Annotated in this window: 21 protein-coding genes; 11 read left to right on the top strand and 10 right to left on the bottom strand. The window is 61.1% G+C overall.

Annotated elements, in window-relative coordinates:
- A partial coding sequence (locus tag B9N72_RS16750; protein WP_143477853.1) for a carboxymuconolactone decarboxylase family protein occupies positions 1–203 on the bottom strand: 203 nt, incomplete at its 3' end.
- 116 nt (positions 204–319) lie between these two features.
- Between B9N72_RS16750 and pdxR the strand changes: the two genes are divergently transcribed.
- The 5 genes from pdxR (at position 320) to B9N72_RS16730 (ending at position 4,919) form a co-directional block, all read left to right on the top strand.
- Positions 320–1,756, top strand: a complete 1,437-nt coding sequence (pdxR, locus tag B9N72_RS16745) for a MocR-like pyridoxine biosynthesis transcription factor PdxR (protein WP_085277425.1) — start codon at positions 320–322, stop codon at positions 1,754–1,756.
- A gap of 372 nt (positions 1,757–2,128) precedes the next feature.
- Complete coding sequence (locus B9N72_RS16740; RefSeq protein WP_085277424.1) at positions 2,129–3,139, top strand: AraC family transcriptional regulator; 1,011 nt, start codon at positions 2,129–2,131, stop codon at positions 3,137–3,139.
- A gap of 10 nt (positions 3,140–3,149) precedes the next feature.
- Positions 3,150–3,818 (top strand): NAD-dependent epimerase/dehydratase family protein, encoded by a 669-nt coding sequence (locus tag B9N72_RS16735; protein ID WP_085277423.1) that lies wholly within the window; start codon positions 3,150–3,152, stop codon positions 3,816–3,818.
- A 19-nt stretch (positions 3,819–3,837) separates the two neighbouring features.
- Complete coding sequence (locus tag B9N72_RS21115) at positions 3,838–4,008, top strand: hypothetical protein (RefSeq protein ID WP_159453050.1); 171 nt, start codon at positions 3,838–3,840, stop codon at positions 4,006–4,008.
- Between the two features lie 71 nt (positions 4,009–4,079).
- Positions 4,080–4,919, top strand: a complete 840-nt coding sequence (locus B9N72_RS16730) for an oxidoreductase (RefSeq protein WP_085277422.1) — start codon at positions 4,080–4,082, stop codon at positions 4,917–4,919.
- 213 nt (positions 4,920–5,132) lie between these two features.
- On the opposite strand, the gene B9N72_RS16725 is transcribed toward B9N72_RS16730, so the two are convergent.
- Entirely contained in the window at positions 5,133–5,330 is a 198-nt protein-coding gene (locus tag B9N72_RS16725; RefSeq protein ID WP_200811038.1) for a helix-turn-helix domain-containing protein, read from the bottom strand.
- Between the two features lie 357 nt (positions 5,331–5,687).
- On the opposite strand from B9N72_RS16725, the gene B9N72_RS16720 reads away from it, so the two are divergent.
- The 3 genes from B9N72_RS16720 to B9N72_RS16710 are packed head-to-tail and all read left to right on the top strand — an operon-like array spanning position 5,688 to position 7,306.
- Positions 5,688–6,272: a helix-turn-helix domain-containing protein gene (locus tag B9N72_RS16720; protein ID WP_085277420.1), complete on the top strand. Its 585-nt coding sequence runs from the start codon at positions 5,688–5,690 to the stop codon at positions 6,270–6,272.
- A complete protein-coding gene (locus B9N72_RS16715; protein WP_085277419.1) occupies positions 6,272–6,802 on the top strand; it encodes a GNAT family N-acetyltransferase in 531 nt (176 codons plus the stop codon). The genes B9N72_RS16720 and B9N72_RS16715 overlap by 1 nt, the downstream gene beginning before the upstream one ends.
- A 36-nt stretch (positions 6,803–6,838) precedes the next feature.
- A complete protein-coding gene (locus B9N72_RS16710; protein WP_234986024.1) occupies positions 6,839–7,306 on the top strand; it encodes a DMT family transporter in 468 nt (155 codons plus the stop codon).
- A 264-nt stretch (positions 7,307–7,570) separates the two neighbouring features.
- On the opposite strand, the gene rarD is transcribed toward B9N72_RS16710, so the two are convergent.
- The 4 genes from rarD to B9N72_RS16690 all read right to left on the bottom strand — a co-directional run bounded on the left by rarD (position 7,571) and on the right by B9N72_RS16690 (position 11,096).
- On the bottom strand, positions 7,571–8,428 hold the full coding sequence (rarD, locus tag B9N72_RS16705; protein WP_200811036.1) for an EamA family transporter RarD: 858 nt from the start codon (positions 8,426–8,428) through the stop codon (positions 7,571–7,573).
- Positions 8,429–8,474: 46 nt separating this feature from the next.
- Entirely contained in the window at positions 8,475–9,410 is a 936-nt protein-coding gene (locus B9N72_RS16700; protein ID WP_085277418.1) for a LysR family transcriptional regulator, read from the bottom strand.
- Between the two features lie 303 nt (positions 9,411–9,713).
- Entirely contained in the window at positions 9,714–10,763 is a 1,050-nt protein-coding gene (locus tag B9N72_RS16695) for a DMT family transporter (protein ID WP_085277417.1), read from the bottom strand.
- Between the two features lie 63 nt (positions 10,764–10,826).
- Positions 10,827–11,096: a metal-sensing transcriptional repressor gene (locus tag B9N72_RS16690; protein WP_085277416.1), complete on the bottom strand. Its 270-nt coding sequence runs from the start codon at positions 11,094–11,096 to the stop codon at positions 10,827–10,829.
- A 195-nt stretch (positions 11,097–11,291) separates the two neighbouring features.
- On the opposite strand from B9N72_RS16690, the gene B9N72_RS16685 reads away from it, so the two are divergent.
- Together B9N72_RS16685 and B9N72_RS16680 are read left to right on the top strand one after the other, a co-directional pair.
- On the top strand, positions 11,292–12,260 hold the full coding sequence (locus B9N72_RS16685) for a chromate resistance protein ChrB domain-containing protein (RefSeq protein ID WP_085277415.1): 969 nt from the start codon (positions 11,292–11,294) through the stop codon (positions 12,258–12,260).
- 47 nt (positions 12,261–12,307) lie between these two features.
- Positions 12,308–13,498 (top strand): chromate transporter, encoded by a 1,191-nt coding sequence (locus B9N72_RS16680; RefSeq protein WP_085277414.1) that lies wholly within the window; start codon positions 12,308–12,310, stop codon positions 13,496–13,498.
- 188 nt (positions 13,499–13,686) lie between these two features.
- On the opposite strand, the gene B9N72_RS16675 is transcribed toward B9N72_RS16680, so the two are convergent.
- Together B9N72_RS16675 and B9N72_RS16670 are read right to left on the bottom strand one after the other, a co-directional pair.
- Positions 13,687–14,163 (bottom strand): FKBP-type peptidyl-prolyl cis-trans isomerase, encoded by a 477-nt coding sequence (locus B9N72_RS16675; protein WP_085277413.1) that lies wholly within the window; start codon positions 14,161–14,163, stop codon positions 13,687–13,689.
- 56 nt (positions 14,164–14,219) lie between these two features.
- A complete protein-coding gene (locus B9N72_RS16670; protein WP_085277412.1) occupies positions 14,220–14,654 on the bottom strand; it encodes a PaaI family thioesterase in 435 nt (144 codons plus the stop codon).
- A gap of 254 nt (positions 14,655–14,908) precedes the next feature.
- Between B9N72_RS16670 and B9N72_RS16665 the strand changes: the two genes are divergently transcribed.
- Positions 14,909–15,604 carry a TetR/AcrR family transcriptional regulator gene (locus tag B9N72_RS16665; RefSeq protein WP_085277411.1) on the top strand — a complete coding sequence of 232 codons (696 nt, stop codon included), beginning with the start codon at positions 14,909–14,911 and terminating at the stop codon, positions 15,602–15,604.
- Between the two features lie 163 nt (positions 15,605–15,767).
- On the opposite strand, the gene B9N72_RS16660 is transcribed toward B9N72_RS16665, so the two are convergent.
- Positions 15,768–16,217 carry a class II glutamine amidotransferase domain-containing protein gene (locus B9N72_RS16660; RefSeq protein ID WP_234986023.1) on the bottom strand — a complete coding sequence of 150 codons (450 nt, stop codon included), beginning with the start codon at positions 16,215–16,217 and terminating at the stop codon, positions 15,768–15,770.
- Positions 16,218–16,321: 104 nt separating this feature from the next.
- Entirely contained in the window at positions 16,322–17,551 is a 1,230-nt protein-coding gene (locus B9N72_RS16655) for an MFS transporter (protein ID WP_085277410.1), read from the bottom strand.
- Positions 17,552–17,740 lie beyond the last annotated feature (189 nt).

Below are 17,740 nucleotides of genomic sequence, written 5' to 3'. Positions count from 1 at the left end.
CGGCGCTCGCTCTCGCCGTTCTTGCGCGCATCGGTCACGTGCATGTCGAGGCAGAAGGCGCAGCCGTTGATCTGCGAGGCGCGCAGGCGCACCAGTTCGAGCAGCGACTTTTCCAGGCCGGACGTGCTGACCTGCTCTTCGAGGCCCAGCATCGCCTTGAGAGCCCCCGGGCTGGCTTTGTAGAAATCGAGACGTTGTTCCATGGCTCACTCCGTTAAGTTCACGTTGCGTCCTGCAATCAGGACTATGGGCGTAAGCTTAGGCCCTACCGTGGCGTGTAAAAATAACCAGTTTTTGGAAATTTGAGGTAACCAGTGCGATGGACATCCAGGTAACCATTCAAGGCAGCCATGACCTGGCCGGGCAGATCTACCGGCAACTGCGCGAGGCCATCCTCGCCGGCCGTCTCGCCGCCGGCGAACGCCTGCCCTCGACGCGCGACCTGGCAGCGCAGCTCGGCGTATCGCGCAAGACCACGCTCGACGTGTTCGAACGGCTGGGCTCAGAAGGCTTCCTCCACACCCGCCCCGGCGACGGCACCTACATCGCCGAGAGCCTGATGCGCCTGCCACCTCAGCCACCACAACAAACCACCACGCGCGCCACCGCCGCCCCGCTGTGGGACCGGCTTCCCGCCGGACTGGCCCTGCCCAGGCCCGGCACCACCCTGCCCTTCGACTTCATGGGCGGCGTCATCGACAAGACGCCGTTCCCCTTCGACACCTGGCGGCGCTGCATCAACCACGCCCTGCGCATACAGGCGCGGGAGCGCGGCGCCTACCGCGACCCGGCCGGCGAACAGGAACTGCGCCTCGCCATATCGCGCTACCTCGCCTTCAACCGTGCCGTCACCAGCTCCTGGCAGGAGGTCATCGTCACCCAGGGCGCACAGCAGGCGCTGGACCTGATGGCGCGCGCGGTACTTGAACCGGGCGACGTGGTGGCGGTGGAAGACCCCGGCTATCCCCCTGCCCGCGCCTGCTTTACGGCGCAAGGGGGCAAGGTGGTGCCGGTGCCGGTCGATGCGGAGGGGATCATCGTCGAGAAACTGCCGAAAAGCGCCCGCCTGGTCTACGTCACGCCCTCGCATCAGTTCCCGCTCGGCATGCCGATGAGCCTGGAGCGCCGCATCGCGCTGCTGGAATGGGCGCAACGCTACGGCGCGGTCATCATCGAGGACGATTACGACGGCGAGTACCGTTTCGAAGGGCGGCCGATGGAACCCCTCAAGAGCCTCGACCGCGCCGGCCTGGTGGCCTACGTCGGCACCTTCTCCAAAACCATCTTCCCCGACCTGCGCGTGGGCTATGTCGTACCGCCCTCCTCGCTGCTGGCGGCACTGCTCAAGGCCAAGCAGATCGGCGACTGGCACGGCTGCACCCTGACCCAGACCGCACTGGCAAGCTTCATGCTGAACGGAGACTTCGCCAAACACCTGCGGCGCATGCACAAGCATTACACCGAACGCCGCCAGACCCTGCTCTCCCATCTCAAGGGCGAACTCAGCTCATGGCTCGACCCCATCATCCCCGCCGCCGGCATCCACCTGATCGCCCGGCTCAAGCAGGGGCTGCAAGAAGGCGACGTGATCGCCGCCGCCCGCAACGAGTCTATCGGCCTGTATGGGATTTCAGCCTTCTATGCCGGCGAGCCCTTACAGCAAGGGCTGCTGTTCGGCTACGGCGGCATCGATGCCAGCTCTATTGACGTGGCGCTGGGGCGGTTGGCTGAGCTGCTGCCGAGGGTGGCGGCGTGATGACAACGCAGCGTCTGCACGGCTGATGTTGGAGAAATAGGCGTCACAAGTCATTGTCTGCGAGTGCTGAGACCAGCCCTGTGACCGTAGCAGCGACGCCAAGAGAACTCTGAGTTAGTTAAGGACAGCCACTATTCGGCCTGAGCCGTCATCCCACGCCGCCATTCCATATGCCGGTATGTGATTCCAACGCAGCCATATCAACTTCTACTTGGTCTCGAACCTGCATCTGGCTTCGGTTGTTAGTGCCACAAACCCTTTGGCACAAGATGCATGTTAAGTGGCGCGCATGGCATATGAGCCATCCATGCCTCCAGCTATAGTGGCGGAGCGTGCAGCGTTCGGCTGTCGTACATACAGGACAGAGACACTATGTCGCGCAAGCAAACTTTTTCCCTGGATATTGGCTGGCAGACTTTGTTGAAAGACTTTGGCCTGCAAGCCAATCATGTACTTCGTCGAGCGGGGCTACCCGAAGACTTGCTGTCCCGAGGGCAGGAGGCGTTGTCGACTGCAGAGTACTTCCGCTTCTGGCGCAGCCTGGAGGCGGAAGCCGCGGATGCCATGTTCCCCTTGCGCATTGTTGAGACAGTTTCCGCCGAGGTGTTCAACCCGCCATTGTTCGCAGCGCTGTGCAGCGCAAACCTCATGCAGGCGATCCAGCGGTTGGCAAAATACAAGCAACTGGTGGCACCAATGAGCCTGGAGGTTGATGTGGGCAAGGGCGGTGAGCTATCGGTATCGCCTCGCTGGCTGTCGGAACAAGACCAGGTGCCGTTTTCGTTGCAAGTAGCCGAGATCGCATTTTTTCTGCAGCTGGCGCGCTTGGCCACCCGCGAGCCGGTTCGAGCTATTGGGGTTACGCTACCGCAGCTGCCCCCGGCTGGCTACGCCAAGCGTTATCAGCAATTCTTTGGCGTGACCGTGCAGGCTGGCGCAAATCCGAAAATCACCTTTGACGCAGCAGATGCACTGCTTCCTTTCCTGACTGCCAACGAAGGCATGTGGCAAGTGTTCGAGCCCGAACTACGTCGGCGGCTCAGCGAGCTTGATGCCACAGCAACAACCAGGGAGCGGGTTCAGGCTTTGCTATTGGAGCTGCTCCCCAGTAACTCGGCCAGCATCGAGGGGGTCGCCTCCCGCTTGGCAATGAGCAAGCGTACTTTGCAGCGCCGACTGGAGGATGAGGGCCAGAATTTTCGAGCACTCGTCAACAGTACGCGGGAGAGCCTGGCGAAGCACTATCTGGCCAACACTTCCTTGTCTGGCGGCGAGATAGCCTTTCTGCTCGGTTTTGAAGACCCCAATTCCTTCTACCGTGCCTTCCAGGACTGGACCGGGCAGACCCCGGATCGCGCACGGCATGCATTGCACCTGAACTGACGGGCCATCCATGATGACATCCCCCGCACAACGAAAAGTGCTACTTGCTGGTGCCTCCGGGTTGGTCGGTAGCCAGATTCTCCGCGAGCTGCTTGCCAATACGGCGGTGGCCGAGGTTCATGTACTGGGCCGGCGGAGCATCACTAGCCAACATCCCAAGCTTCATGTCCACATCGTGGATTTCAGCCGCTTGCCGGTACTGCCGGCTGTGGATGAGGTCTATCTCGCGCTCGGTGCCACCATCAAGGTGGCTGGCAGCCAGACGGCATTCCGTGCCGTGGATTATGCGGCCAACCTGGCCGTAGCCAAGGCGGCACTTGTTGCTGGCGCCAAGCGTATCGGGCTGGTCAGCGCCCTTGGCGCCAATGCGGATTCACGGGTGTTCTACAACCGGGTAAAAGGCGAGCTGGAAGTGGCGCTACAGTCATTGGCGCCTGACGCACTGGTAATCGCCCGGCCGTCGCTGTTGCTGGGTGACCGTGACTCTTTGCACCAGCCGCTCCGCATTGGTGAAAAGCTCTCGATTCCGATTGCCAAGCTATTGGCGCCTGTACTACCTGGCCCCTATCGGCCTGTTACCGCGCAATCCGTCGCGCGGGCTTTGCTCAGGGCTGTTCCGGGAGCCAGTGGTGTTGTCGTGCTCGCTTCGGATGCGCTGGCCAGGATCGGACACGAGTGACCATCCGGATGCATTGGTGATGAAAGCAGTGCGCTGGCTCATGGCCGTATTTCTTGCGGCCAACCTGCTCGCCGCTGGTGCGGGCATAACCAACGATTTGGTTGGCACTGGCCCCGTGAGCAAATGCCTGGCGCGCTTTGCTGTGTTTGTGGCGTGTACTGCCAGAGTGTTCGCGGTGTTTGCTGCGTAAAGTTGCAGGTATCGAAGGCGGGCAAAAGTGTGGCCGCCATGAATCGCAGCTCTTCCGCAAGGACCATCAACATGCATACCAAAGTTGCTCTCGTGACTGGCGCCTCATCCGGCATTGGCCAGACTACCGCCCTCAAACTGAAGTCACTCGGTTTTACCGTCTACGCTGCCGCACGCCGGGTCGAGCGCATGCAAATGCTGGCCGATGCCGGCATCGTAGCCCTGGAGATGGACGTGACAAACGATGCGTCCATGCAAGCCGGCATCCAGGAAATAGTCAGCCGCTCGGGCCGCATCGATGTCTTGGTCAACAATGCGGGTTACGGCTCTTACGGAGCGGTAGAGGATGTGTCGCTGGATGAAGCCCGCGCCCAGTTCGATGTCAATGTGTTCGGCGCCGTGCGGCTGATCCAGCTGGCGCTGCCGCATATGCGTGCCCAGCGCTCTGGCACCATCGTCAACATCACCTCGATGGGGGGCAAGATTCATACCCCGTTGGGGGCCTGGTATCACGGTACCAAGTTTGCGCTGGAAGCGATCAGCGACTGCTTGCGGATGGAGGTACAGCCGTTCGGTATCGATGTGGTGGTGATCGAACCCGGTGGCATCAAGACCGAGTGGGCAGGCATCGCCGCCGACAAGCTGCTGGATGTCTCCGGCTCCACCTCCTACGCCAGCCAGGCGCGCGCCATGGCCGAGTCGATGATCGGTGACGCTAGCCGCAAGCGTCAGTCACCGCCAGAATTGATCGCCGACACAATTACCAAGGCGGTAACTGCCCGTCGACCAAAAACGCGTTATGCCGTTGGTTTCGGTGCTAAGCCGATGATTCTCCTTCGTCGCCTACTTTCGGACCGTGCTTTTGATCGTTTCATGCGCAAGGCTACCGGTATTTCCGGTCAATCATCTTGACGTCTCGGACTATCAATAGAAAGCGGCGAGAGCCCCCGCACTTGCTAGATACATTTATGGCTGCTTCGTAACTGGAAGCAGCCATTGCTCATATTGTTTACCAAGACAGCTCTGGCCGACCAAGAGATAGTCAGCATTCTGGAAGAATTGATGGTCTAGCCGGCAGGCTTGAGGAAAAAGGAATGCGCTGGGATCGTGCTCGTTGACCCGCTCTTACAACGCAGGCCATTTCAACAAATCGGAAGCCGACACATCGAGTGACGTAGCAATCTTCTCGATGTTATCGAGCGATACATTGATCTTGGCCCGCTCGACCTGACTGATGAATGTACGGCCGAGCCCCGCGGCAAAACCGAGCTGCTCTTGAGACCGCTGCTTCTCCACACGACGCAACCGCACATTGAAAGCCAACACGTCCCTTAGCGACCTGATAGGCAGGGTTGGGTCCGGGGCTTTTGCCGTGGACGGACCTCTATCAGACCGCGCTGTACCGTTCCCTTCGCAACAGACCATTACGATTCGATCAGTACGAACGTCCGCTGTCTGATCTCCACGCCCAACAGCTCTACATCGCCCAGCACCGCAACCTGATCTGGCACGACACCAGCAGCTTTGCCAGCTGGATCATCCGCCACGGGCACAACTGGAACCTGCCTTGCCAAGGTGGCACCACTACCCCTCTTCGCGACAACCCTCTCCAACCCGGAGGCACTGGCGCCTCGCCATAAATTCTTGTTTGATAGATTTTAATTCCTGTATATTGGAAACATGAATCTAGACACTCGCCTCGCCACGCGCATCCACTCCCTGCGAAAGAGCTGCGCTTACTCTCTGGAGAAACTCGCCGAGCTCAGTGGCGTCAGCCGCTCGATGATTTCGCTGATCGAGCGCGCAGAAACCAGTGCCACTGCAGCGGTGCTCAATAAACTTGCCGATGCGCTGGGCGTCAGTCTGGCCTCGCTGTTTTCCGAGGAAGCAGAAGCGCTTGTGGCCTCGCCACTATCGCGTGCAGAAGAACAGCCTGTCTGGCAAGACCCGGCGTCCGGCTACCTTCGACGCCAGTTGTCACCACCTGGCTATGGGTCACCGATCGAGCTGGCCGAAGTGACCTTCCAGCCCGGACAAAAGGTGACTTTTGACAATGCGATGCGCAGCATCGTCACGCACCAGCAGATCTGGATGCTCGATGGCGAAATGGACATCACGGCAGAGGGACGGACATGGCATCTCCAGCCTGGCGACTGCCTGGCGATGGTGCTTGGCCAACAGATCATGTTCCGCAACCCCACTTCACGTTCGGCGCGTTACCTCATCGCGCTGACCGCAACACCATCCTCGACAGGGAGACAGTAATGAGTGAGCACCGGCTTGTTGATTGCGATTTTGACCGTCATGCGGCGGCCATCCTGGATATTTTCAATGACGCCATCGTCAACTCGACCGCGTTATATGACTACAAACCCCGCCCGGCCGAGAGCATGGTGAGCTGGTTTGAAACCAAGCGAAAAGGCGGTTTTCCCGTCATCGGCATCGAAGGCAGCGATGGCCAGTTGCTGGCCTTCGGCAGCTACGGCACCTTCCGCGCATGGCCGGCGTTCAAGTACTCGGTTGAACACTCCGTCTACGTGCACAAGGATTATCGTGGCCAGGGTCTGGGCAACACGGTGATGAAGGCGCTGATTGCCGCCGCGCGGCAAAACGATGTGCACGCCATGATGGGCGGCATCGACGCCAGCAACGCCGGCAGTATTGCCCTGCATGAACGGCTGGGCTTCAAGCACGTCGCCACCCTGCCCGAGGTGGGTTTCAAGTTTGGCCGCTGGCTTGATCTGGCCTTCTATCAGTTGCTGCTGGATACGCCGCATACGCCTGTGGATGGCTAATGCCCGGTGCCGGTTGGTGATCTTGATGCCGGCGCCATGGCTGGCTGGCAAGGAGCGCAGATCATGAATGCATATCTTGTTTTCCCTCTGCTGACCGCCGCCGGGGTGGCGCTGGTGATGCAAAACCTGTTGATGGTGCGGATGACCGAGTCCGTCTCGACAGTCATCATTACGCTGGTCATCAACTCCGCAATGGGGCTGGCGCTATTGTTGGGCACCTTGCTGGCCCGCAACGGCTGGGCGGGCGTCAGTGAAACCATCCAGGCGATCCGCCCCTGGGTTGTTCTGCCTGGTCTGCTGGGTTCGTTTTTTGTCTTTGCCGGGATCGTAGGCTACCAGTCGGTGGGGGCATCGGTGACCATTGCCGTGCTGGTCGCCAGCCAACTCGGCACCGGCCTGCTGGCGGATGCCTACAAGGCACAGACGCCACCCAGCGCCCTCTCGCTGCTGGGGGCGGCGCTTCTGGTCGCCGGCGCAGTCCTTATCCTTCGGGGGAAGGGGTAACACTATGCGGGTCGATCTTGCCCCTGGCGGCATTGCGCTCAGGCCACGTGCGGGCAAAGAGACCCCGATGCCACGCAGAACAATGTACCGCGGCCCGACGAATGTACCGACGGAGACATGCCTGCACCGCCCGGTCTTCGGCCAACGTCGCGGCCTCCACATTTCAGTGGAATCGCCCGCTCACCATCCGTAAACGGTCATGCCTTACGCTGCACGCCATACGGCCGGGCAGCTTGCCGCCACAATCGCAGGGGGCTGATCAAACTACCTTTCGCGTAAAACATGCTTTACCCCTTCGACGACCAGCAGTGCGACGGCAGCCCAGATCGGGAAGTACGTCAGCCATTCGTCAGCCTGGATATGCTCACCCAGAGTCAGGGCAACCAACAGCATCAGCACCGGTTCGACGTAGCCCAACAAGCCGAACAAGCCCATCGGCAATAACCGGCTGGCGGTGATATAGGCCATGAAGGCCGTGGCGCTGATCAGCGCCAGTATGATCACCAACAGGTACAGGCTGGGGTGCTGCACAAATGGCTGACTGCCGGTGTGCTGCCCCACGACGACCCAGGTGGCAAAGGGCAAGGTCAGCAGCATGTCGAACCAGAGTCCCCCGAGGTGTTCGGTGGCCAGCCGGCGGCGCAGCATGAAGTACAGCGGAAAACCAAGTGCAACCAGCAATGCTTCCCACGAGAAGCCGCCAACCCGATAGAGCTCATGTGCTACGCCGCAGGCAGCTGACACGCCAGCCAGCGTTTGCAGCCAGGAAAGAGGCTCGCGATAGAGCAGACGGCCTACCAGCAGCATCACCAAGGGCAGCAGGAAATACCCCAGCGACACCTGCAGCCCGCGGCCGTTCAGCGGCGCCCACATGAACAGCCATTGTTGCGTACCCAGCAATGCACTACTGCATAGCAAACCGAGGAAGAGTGCCGGCCTGCGTCTGAGCCGGGTGAATACCTGCACCACATGCTTCCACTCTCGGCTGACCAGCATGAACAGGGTGACACAAGGCAGGGTAAGCAGCATGCGCCAGCCAAAGATTTGCTCGCCGCTGAGCGGAGAAAGCAAGGTGGCGTAGTAATACAGCCCCGCGAACAGGCACGACGACGTCACCGACAAGGCCACGCCGCGGTATGGGTGGCCGTTATTTCCTAATTGCATCATCTCAGCCTTCCCCGACTTCCCAAGGGAGCCCCGTGCTGAATTTGGCTTCGATCCAGGTCTTGAACGCCAGCGTACTGGCGGCGGCAAACCTGGCCGAAGGCCGAACCAGATAGATGCCGCCCGGGGCATCCAGTTGCCAATCCGGCAACACACGCACCAGTTTGCCGGCAGCGATATCGCGGCTCATCAGCCACTCGCCGGCGGCCAGAATACCGGTCCCGGCACGTGCCGCGGCCAGCAGGGCCTCACTGTCATTGCTGGTCATCGGCCCCGACACCAGCACAGCGTGCTGTTGCCTGCCGTTGGTCAGGCGCCACTCCGGAAAGGAGGCAAAACCACTGAAACGCAAGCAATTGTGCTGCACCAGTGCCTGCGGATCAGCCGGCAGACCGTGGGTTGCGATATACGCCGGCGAAGCGCACAGGATGCGGCGGTGATCGCCAAGCTTTTTGGCGATGAGCCGGCTGTCGTGCAGTTCACCCATGCGAATGGCCAGATCGAACCCTTCGGCGATGATGTCCACAAAGCGCTCGCTGTAATCGGCCACGATGGATACCTGCGGATAGGCCTCCAGAAAAGCCGGCAGCAGCGGCGCCAGCCATTGCCGCCCCATGGCGGCGGGCAAGGCGAGCCGCAGGGTGCCACGCACTTCCGCCGCACCTGCCGATGCCTCCTGCTCCGCCTCGGCAATCAAATTGACGGCCGCGCGCAGCTTCTGTGTCAGTTGGATACCGGCATCCGTCAGGCGAACTTGCCGGGTGGTGCGCGCTATCAGCCGGATACCCAGCCGTGCCTCCATGACAGCCACCCGCTTGGACACCACGGTCGGATGGCGCTGCAGCAGGCGACCGGCGGCCACGAACGAGCCCTCGGAAGCCACGGCAAGCAGGGCCGCGATTTCGTCGCTGTGCGCGTTGTCGAATGCGTCGTACATCATGGCTGCAAAATAATGTGCCAGACAGTGGGGGCTCCACACCGCTCAAACCGGACAACAGCAACCATCGACGTCTCCTCAAGACAGAAAGGCCATGCTTCCCCGCATGCTGACCCAGATTATGGGAATCTAGTCACGATTGAACAATACGGTATCCATGCAGCTCATTGCTGCATTAATTGCAGCAATTGTTCCAGGCAAGGCCAGGTTGTTAACTGGCAAAGGCAGACGAGCGCAGAGAGGAGTGAGGGAGCGGAAAAGACAAAGCGGTTTCTGAGCCTGTAACAGCGCCCATCCTGTATCGTTTTAGTGCTTGTGCCTGTGGTGTGAATCAGGGAAATGCGGGTGGGAATGCGTCAATACGTCGTGCCTATGCCGATGACGGTGCTTAGCACCCGGCTCAACCGGATAGCCATGCTCGTGCTGGTGATGCTCATCGTGAACATGCTCGTGTTCATGCTCCAGCGCCTCGTGCGTGTGCTCATGAACATGGCGTTCGGTCAGGTGCAGCCAGATGCCGATAGCCATCAATACGCCGGCAAGCAGCAACGGCAGTGTGATTGATTCCCCCATCGCCAATGCCAGCACCGCACCAAAGAACGGCGCAACCGAGAAATAGGCACCGGTGCGGGCAGTGCCGAGGTGACGCAGTGCCACCACGAACAGAGCCAGGCTTACGCCGTAGGCGAAGAAGCCCACGACCATGGCGCCGACGAGGTTGGGTAGCGGCGGCAGCGACGCCCCCAGCACTAAAGCCAGCACCAGGTTGACCAAGCCCGCCGCCAGCCCTTTGACCGAAGCAATCCATGTCGCATCGGTCAGTGAGACCTTGCGGGTCAGATTGTTGTCGATACCCCAGGCGAAGCAGGCGCCCATAATGGCCAGCGCCGGCCACGCCCCCGCAAAGCGCGCCTCCCCCGGCCAGCTCAGGATCAGGGCCCCCGCGACAATGGCCACCATCCCCAATGCAATACGGCGGTCGAAGTTTTCCTTGAACGCAAACCAGGCCAGCAACGCAGTAAACACGCCCTCGGCATTGAGCAGCAGTGAAGCACCAGAGGCAGGCATCCCGGTCAGACCCAACATCAGTAAAACCGGCCCGATGACACCGCCCGATACGATGGCCCCCGCAAACCATGGTGCCTCATGGCGCGGCAAGCGGACTGGCTCAGCCCGTGTCAGGCGGCGGTAGAGGGTCAGGCCGATACCAGAACCAAGATAGAGCAGGCCGGCCAGCAGCCACGGATTCACATTGTGCAATAGCAGTTTGGCAAACGGTGTTCCTGCGCCAAACAACAGCGCGGCACCCAGCGCCGCCGGCACGCCGGTCTGGCGCAGCCCTTCTTTCCAATTCATCACAATCTCTCGCTTGCCGGGTAGTCATCCTGTTTTGGTGTAGTCCAAACGGACTCACGCCCCCTACAGGTATTTGGTGATCTCTTTGAACTCGCGCAGGGTATCGTCTGCGCCTTGCGAGCCCTCGCGCACAGCCTGTTCCAGGCAGTGGTCGATATGGTCGTGCACCAGGGTTTTCTTGGCGTTGGTGACGGCGCTTTCGACCGCCTGGAGCTGCTGGGCAATGTCCAGGCAACTGCGCCCCTCTTCGAGCATGACAATGATGCTCTTGAGGTGGCCTTCGGCCCGCTTGAGCCGCTTGATGATGTCAGGGTGGGAAGTATGTGTGCTCATGGCTTCACATCCTATCCAGGGGGATAGGAAAAGACAAGAAAGCCAATGACGGACTGCTACGGCGTTCTTGGTGCTTCAGGTAGCCCGCCGCGTTTCTGCACCTCAGCCCAAGCATGAGGAATGTAATGAGCTTTTCACTAAATGTAATATAACTAACATTACAAATGGTGTAATATCCATTTCAAAGGAGGTGAAATGGATCAGACCAACTGGCTCGTTTTGGTCACCAGCGTGGCCGGACAAAACAACAGCCTGCGCGTGCGCCTGTGGCGGCAGATGAAAGCGATCGGTGCCGCCGCGCTGCGCGACGGCGTCTACCTGCTGCCTGCCCGGCCCGAATTGCGCCAGGTGCTGGCCAACCTGCGCGATGAACTGCTGGCTGCGGAGGGGATGGCCTATCTGCTGCAGGTGGTGGAAGACGATCCAGCCTTGCAAGCGGAATGGCGGGCACTGTTCGACCGGAGCGAGGCCTACCAGCAATGGGGTGAGGCGCTGGCGGCGTTGCTCGCTCAACTACCGGAGTTGGAGAGCGAGGCCCGGCGCAGCCTGCGCCAACTTCGCAAGGAGCTGGAAACGATCGCGGCCATCGATTTCTTTGCTGGCGACTTCTCTGCCGGCGAGCCGCTGGAGTTGGCCCGTCGCCAATGCAACGACGCGGAAAGGCGACTAACCCGCCATTACTCGCCGGATGAACCGCTGGCCGCTGGCGGAGACATCCCCCGTCTCAATCCGGCCGGCTACCAAAAGCGGCTCTGGGCCACGCGGGCCCGCCCGTGGGTCGATCGTGTCGCCTCGGCCTGGCTCATCCGCCGCTTCATCGACCCGGCTGCCCGCTTCGTCTGGCTGACCGATATTCACGCCTGCCCGGTGGAGGCGCTGGGCTTCGATTTCGACGGGGCGACGTTCTCCCATGTCGGGGAGCGGGTGACGTTCGAGGTGCTGCTGGCGAGCTTTGCCCTAGAGCACGACCCGGCACTGGTCCGGCTCGGCGAACTGGTACACGCGCTCGATATCGGTGGCAGCGTGGTGCCCGAGGGAGTCGGCTTCGAAGCCGTACTGGGCGGCGCGCGCAGCCGGATAGCGGACGATGATCTGCTACTCGTCGACATCAGCAATGTCCTGGATTCGCTCTATACCCACTTCCAGAGCCGGGTCAAGCCATAAAACCGCCCTGGTATGCACTGGAAACCATTCAGCAGCAGGAGATCCATTTGAACACGCCAAGCAATACCGCCCCGGCCAGCACCAACCCGCCCTACACCTTGTGGCAGTTGGTGCTGTATTTCCTGCGTCTCGGCACATTCGGCTTCGGTGGCCCGGTGGCCTTGGTGGGCTACATGCACCGTGACTTGGTCGAGCGCCATGGCTGGATTACGGAGGCCGATTACAAGGAAGGTCTCGCCTTGGCCCAACTCGCCCCCGGGCCTCTGGCCGCGCAAACCGCCATTTACCTCGGCTATGTGCATTACCGCACCCTGGGTGCCACCCTGGTTGGTCTGGCATTCGTGCTGCCGTCATTCCTGATGGTGGTCGCGCTGGGCTCCGCCTATAGCGCATTCGGCGGGCTGCAATGGATGCAGGCGGTGTTTTACGGCGTGGGCGCGGCGGTGATTGGCATCATTGCGATCAGCGCGCACAAGCTGACCACCAAGAGCGTCGGCAAGGACAAACTGTTGTGGGCCATCTACCTGACCCTCCTCGTCGTGACGGTGATGACCGAATCGGAAATGGCCTGGTTGTTTGTGGCTGCCGGGGTGCTGGGCTGGTTCTGGCGCGCGCCGCCCAAATGGCTGAGCAAAGGCAGTCTGAATGCGGTCGCTGCCGCCCAGATGCCAACTGCCAGCAACCTGCTGGCCGGCTTGGATCTGTCGCTGCTGAGCCAGATCGGCCTCTTCTTCACCAAGGCCGGCGCATTTGTCTTCGGCTCGGGGCTGGCGATCGTCCCATTCCTGTACGGTGGCGTCGTGACCGAGCACCACTGGCTCAACGACAAGCAATTCGTCGATGCCGTGGCTGTGGCGATGATTACGCCGGGGCCGGTGGTCATCACGGTGGGCTTCATCGGCTACCTGGTCGCCGGGCTTCCCGGTGCGTGCGTGGCGGCGCTGGGCACCTTCCTGCCGTGCTATCTGTTTACCATCCTGCCCGCGCCGTATTTCAAGAAGTACGGCAAGTTGCCGGGGGTCGTGGCGTTTGTGAACGGCATTACCGCCGCCGCAGTCGGGGCTATCACAGGTTCGGTGATCGTCATCGCCAAACGCTCGCTGGTCGATACGCCGACCGTGCTTCTGGCGCTTGGCACCATCCTGTTGCTGTGGCGTTTCAAGAAGCTGCAAGAGCCGGTGATCGTGGTCGGGGCTGCCGTGATCGGTCTGCTGCTGTACCCCTTGCTGCATCACTGATGCCGACAGAAAGAGATTGCCCATAATGGAGCGAAGGCCGGTGCTGAAGTTGTTGCCTCATGCAGAACATCCACCGGGAGCGGGAGGCGATCAGGAGCAGATCACCAACGCCAAACAGCAGGCGAAGGCCAGGCAAAACAAAGCCCTCCCGGATCGGGAGGGCTTTGTTTGCATGGAGCGGCGGTGTGTCAGTGCTGATGCCCGTGCTCGCCATGCACATGCTGGTGGGCAATTTCCTCGGCAGTTGCCTCACGCACGTCCACAACTTTGAGGGCGAAGCGCAGGGTTTTGCCGCAAAGCGGGTGGTTGCCGTCCAGCAATACGGTTGGGCCTTTGATCTTGGTGACAAAATAGTAGCGCAGTGTGCCATCCGGGCCGGGGCGTTGGATCTGGCCGCCTACCTTGATGCCGGGCGGGAATTCGGCCTTGGGCATGGTGGTGACCAGGGCTTCGTCGCGTTCGCCGAAGGTGTCTTCGGTAGCGAGCTCCAGCGTGGTTTGGAAGCCTGCTTCCTGACCTTCAAGTGCGGCTTCCAGTTTGGGGAAGAGATTGTCGTAATCGCCATGCAGGTAGGAGACGGGGTTCTTGCCATCGTCGTAAACCAGACCCTGGCTGTCTGTGACTTTCATTCGCAGAGTGACGGCGGTGTTTTGGGTGATTTTCATAGCGGGCAATGGCAAATAAATTGAAGCGGGAAGGTTCGCAGTTCAGCGTGGGAGTGTCAACTGGCGGGAAAGTCTTGGCTATCGCGCTTAGGCGGAATGGAATACGTTCCAACAACGTGTGCCACCGGCTCACTTGAACCCTTCGAGTACAGCGAAACCTCACCGACAGCCAACGTACGGCCGACTTTCATAAGCTTGCAATCGGCAATGATGTGGGCATCGGCAGATGGCTTGCGCAGAAAGTTGATGGTGAGACTGGTAGTCACAGCCAGCGGCACGATGCCGATTTTGCCGAGGATGGCCACGTACAGCGCCACATCCGCCACCCCCATGAGCACAGGGCCCGAAACCGTTCCGCCGGGGCGCAACTCACCTGGGCCAATGTGATGCGAAACCGTGGCCCCATCATCGCCAACAGCTTCTACTACACACTTGCTTTGCGGAAATTCCGCTGCCATGAATGCGGCAACTTCTTCTTTCGTTGCAGGCATGGATTCACTCCTGAAACCTGATTTTGCTTTGGGGAGGATAGATGACAGCCAGGGCATTAATGCCAAGCAGACGCAACAGGGACCGGCTCATTCCCATCCATAAGACGGTTGGCATGCCCTTTCTTCGGGATTGCCGAAACCCATGCTCCCCATCAAACCTACGGGTGCCCGTTGCCGGCATCGCCGTCAAAAATACACTGCATTTATTAAATTGAACACCGTTCAATTTATGAGAGCAGTGTAGAATCCGGATCATGGCCAAGTCAACTGCAAGTCAAGAAGTTAGCTCTCGCAGAGTTGCCGCCACCGCCGAGTCACGGGTGGCCCGGGAAAATGCGCTTAATCAGACGCGACGAACCCTCATATTGGATGCAGCCCGTACGGCGTTTTCCGAGCTGGGACTGGATGGGGCAAGCCTCCGGGAAATCGCCAAGCGGGCCGGGTATACGCCAGGGGCAATTTACAGCTACTTTGCCAACCTGGAAGAAATCTACGGCGCCCTGCTTGGCGAGTCCTTGCAGCGTCTGAATCAAGTTGTGGAGGGTGCCAATGTTGGCACCCGAGGCAAGACACAGTTCGCCAAGGCGACCGACCTGCTCCGCGCCAAGGCCGAAGCCTTCTACGTGTTCTATCGGGACAACCCCAAAGAACTGGACCTGGGGTTCTACCTTTTCGATGGCATGAAGCCCAGGGGGCTGACGCCTGAACTCAACCAGCAACTGAACGAACAGTTGATGACTGCCTTGCGACCTGTCCAGCGCCAACTGGAAGCATCGGGCCTCGCCACCGATCAGGCGCTCATCGAGACCACAGCTGTGTTTGCGCACATCGTGGGCATTCTCGTGCTAAACAACACGGGGCGTATTCGCCTGTTCAAACAGAACCCGGACGCACTCTTTGTGCAATACATGGATTCACTCATTCAGCGGCTCTCGGCGTCTCGCGCATAGGGCCAAAAGGCAGGTAGTAGTTCAACGCATCCAGCCTGCGCCCTGGCAGCTGTCATTTGTGAGCCCCCCTCCCTGTCGGCCCCGAACGCCCCAGCAAAGCCACACACCGACCGTTCCGCTATCGTCGACGCAGAATGGAAATCATCCAGGCGACCCTAGCGCCTCAGGGCAGATGAGGATTGAAGCGGTGCTGCATGATGGTGCCGGCATGCGCCACAATGGCGGTTTGCTCCGGCACTTTCTCCCACACCTCGAGCAGGTCGACAAGCGGTTCGGACAGCACGAGGAAGGCATCGTCGCCGGCCGCCGTGATACGCGGGTCGTCCGGATACAGTTCGTGCAGGTGGTGAAACGACGTGCTGTGAAACAGCGAGCGCGACTGAGTCTCGCTGGAATAGCGCACGGCGACCAGTTGCTGCCCGTCGGTCGCGCACACCGTCATGGTCAGCGGCGCTTCCACCCCATGGCGCTGCCCGGTCTCCTCGACCAGCGCCGCCATCCGCTCCAGCGCCGGCACCGGTTCGGCCGCCAGGCCATACGTCAAGGCGAGAAAGAACAACAGTTCGGAAAAGGAATCACCCCACGTGCCCACTAACCCCTTGTCGGCCTCCACGCCATAATCTGGGGTTCGGACACACCGACCCAACCCGCTTCCCGGCACGACCACACAGCAAGCGCTCCATGCCGCTCGAACCGGCCGCCGGGCCGGGTCAGCACTCACGCGGCCGAAGCTGCGGCCCCCTTCCCCGCCATGCTGTGCAGCACACTGCTGAGCATGGCCGCCAACGCGACGGCCAGCGCAGCCAGCAGAAACACCGAGGCATACCCCAGCCGATTCGCCACGACGCCGGCCAGCGGCCCGGTCAGGCCGAGCGCCAGATCGAGAAACAGCGCATAAGCCCCCAGGGCCGCACCGCGATTGCCGCTCGGCACCCGGCGTACGGCCTCCATGCCCAGCGACGGAAACACCAGCGCAAAGCCGAACCCCGTGAGTGCCGCGCCGGCAAAAGCCTGCCAGGGTGCGGCAGCCAGCCACAGCAGCAGCAAACCGGAGGCTTCCACGATAAACGACACCAGCGCCACCGGGAAACCGCCAAAACGGTTGATGCTGCCGGCAAACAGCAGGCGCGCCGCGATGAAGAAGGCGCCCAGCAGGGTGAGCGCCAGCGCCGCATCCGGCCAGTGCCGGCTGGCAAAGAACAAGGTGACGAAGGTGGAAATGGCACCGAACCCGACCGAGCCCAGCGCCAGGCACAGCCCGAACGGCACCATGCGCCGGAACACCTGGCTGAACGGCAGCCGCTCGCCGCCGGATGGCGCCACCGCCGGCTTGCGCCGCGCCAGGAACCACGAGGCCAGTGTCATTGCCACAGTGGTGAGGCCCAGCGCGCCAAAGCCCCAGTGCTCGGCGAGCAACACGCCCAAGGGCGCACCGAGGGCCATGCCGCCGTAACTGGTCATGCCGTTCCAGGAAATGACTTTGCCGGTATGGGCGCTGCCGGCCCGGGCAATTCCCCAGGTAATGGTGCCGGTGGTGACGAGGCTCTCCCCGGTCCCCAACAGCAGACGCCCCACGATCAGGCTGGCCAGGCTGCCCGCCGGCGCCAGGCCCGACAGCCCGGCAATCCAGAGGCAGATCCCGCTGGCGCAGCACAGCGCCATGCCCGACAGAACCGAGCGCTTGGGCCCGTGGTTGTCGCACAGCCGGCCCGCATAGGCCCGGCTCAACAAGGTGGCCAGGTACTGGATGCTGACGGCGAAGCCCGCCACCACCTCGCCGTAGCCCAGCGGGCCGTGCACGTAGCCCGGCACCACCGCCATCGGCAGGCCGACCGCGAGGTAGGCCACGAAGTTGAAGAACACGATGGCGATGATCGGCCCGGCGGCAGAGCCCGTGGTGGCGGAGGCCGCTGGCGGCGCGGAGGTTGCGGAAGCATTGTCTGACATCGGCTGAAATCCGATAACGGGTTAAAACAAGAGGAAGGCGTTGCAAACACCCGGAACCCTATCCGCAACAAGACGATGCGGGGAGGCGCGCGAGCAGCGTAGTTTATCGCGATCGAGGACAGGCAAAAAAAGGCGAACGTTCACACGTCCGCCCAAGTCCCCGGGTCACAAGGAGTTCAAATCATCGGT

It is taken from the genome of Pseudogulbenkiania subflava DSM 22618, from assembly GCF_900177275.1.
In the GTDB taxonomy this organism is placed as follows: Bacteria; Pseudomonadota; Gammaproteobacteria; order Burkholderiales; family Chromobacteriaceae; genus Pseudogulbenkiania; species Pseudogulbenkiania subflava.
Note: the sequence above shows the minus strand (reverse complement) of the source record. Positions and strands in the feature narration are given on the sequence as shown.

Coding starts and splice junctions, on each gene's coding strand:
- pdxR (WP_085277425.1), top strand. CDS start 320: ATGGACATCCAGGTAACCATTCAAGGCAGCCATGACCTGGCCGGGCAG.
- B9N72_RS16740 (WP_085277424.1), top strand. CDS start 2,129: ATGTCGCGCAAGCAAACTTTTTCCCTGGATATTGGCTGGCAGACTTTG.
- B9N72_RS16735 (WP_085277423.1), top strand. CDS start 3,150: ATGATGACATCCCCCGCACAACGAAAAGTGCTACTTGCTGGTGCCTCC.
- B9N72_RS21115 (WP_159453050.1), top strand. CDS start 3,838: ATGAAAGCAGTGCGCTGGCTCATGGCCGTATTTCTTGCGGCCAACCTG.
- B9N72_RS16730 (WP_085277422.1), top strand. CDS start 4,080: ATGCATACCAAAGTTGCTCTCGTGACTGGCGCCTCATCCGGCATTGGC.
- B9N72_RS16720 (WP_085277420.1), top strand. CDS start 5,688: ATGAATCTAGACACTCGCCTCGCCACGCGCATCCACTCCCTGCGAAAG.
- B9N72_RS16715 (WP_085277419.1), top strand. CDS start 6,272: ATGAGTGAGCACCGGCTTGTTGATTGCGATTTTGACCGTCATGCGGCG.
- B9N72_RS16710 (WP_234986024.1), top strand. CDS start 6,839: ATGGCTGGCTGGCAAGGAGCGCAGATCATGAATGCATATCTTGTTTTC.
- B9N72_RS16700 (WP_085277418.1), bottom strand. CDS start 9,410: ATGATGTACGACGCATTCGACAACGCGCACAGCGACGAAATCGCGGCC.
- B9N72_RS16695 (WP_085277417.1), bottom strand. CDS start 10,763: ATGAATTGGAAAGAAGGGCTGCGCCAGACCGGCGTGCCGGCGGCGCTG.
- B9N72_RS16690 (WP_085277416.1), bottom strand. CDS start 11,096: ATGAGCACACATACTTCCCACCCTGACATCATCAAGCGGCTCAAGCGG.
- B9N72_RS16685 (WP_085277415.1), top strand. CDS start 11,292: ATGGATCAGACCAACTGGCTCGTTTTGGTCACCAGCGTGGCCGGACAA.
- B9N72_RS16675 (WP_085277413.1), bottom strand. CDS start 14,163: ATGAAAATCACCCAAAACACCGCCGTCACTCTGCGAATGAAAGTCACA.
- B9N72_RS16670 (WP_085277412.1), bottom strand. CDS start 14,654: ATGCCTGCAACGAAAGAAGAAGTTGCCGCATTCATGGCAGCGGAATTT.
- B9N72_RS16665 (WP_085277411.1), top strand. CDS start 14,909: ATGGCCAAGTCAACTGCAAGTCAAGAAGTTAGCTCTCGCAGAGTTGCC.
- B9N72_RS16655 (WP_085277410.1), bottom strand. CDS start 17,551: ATGTCAGACAATGCTTCCGCAACCTCCGCGCCGCCAGCGGCCTCCGCC.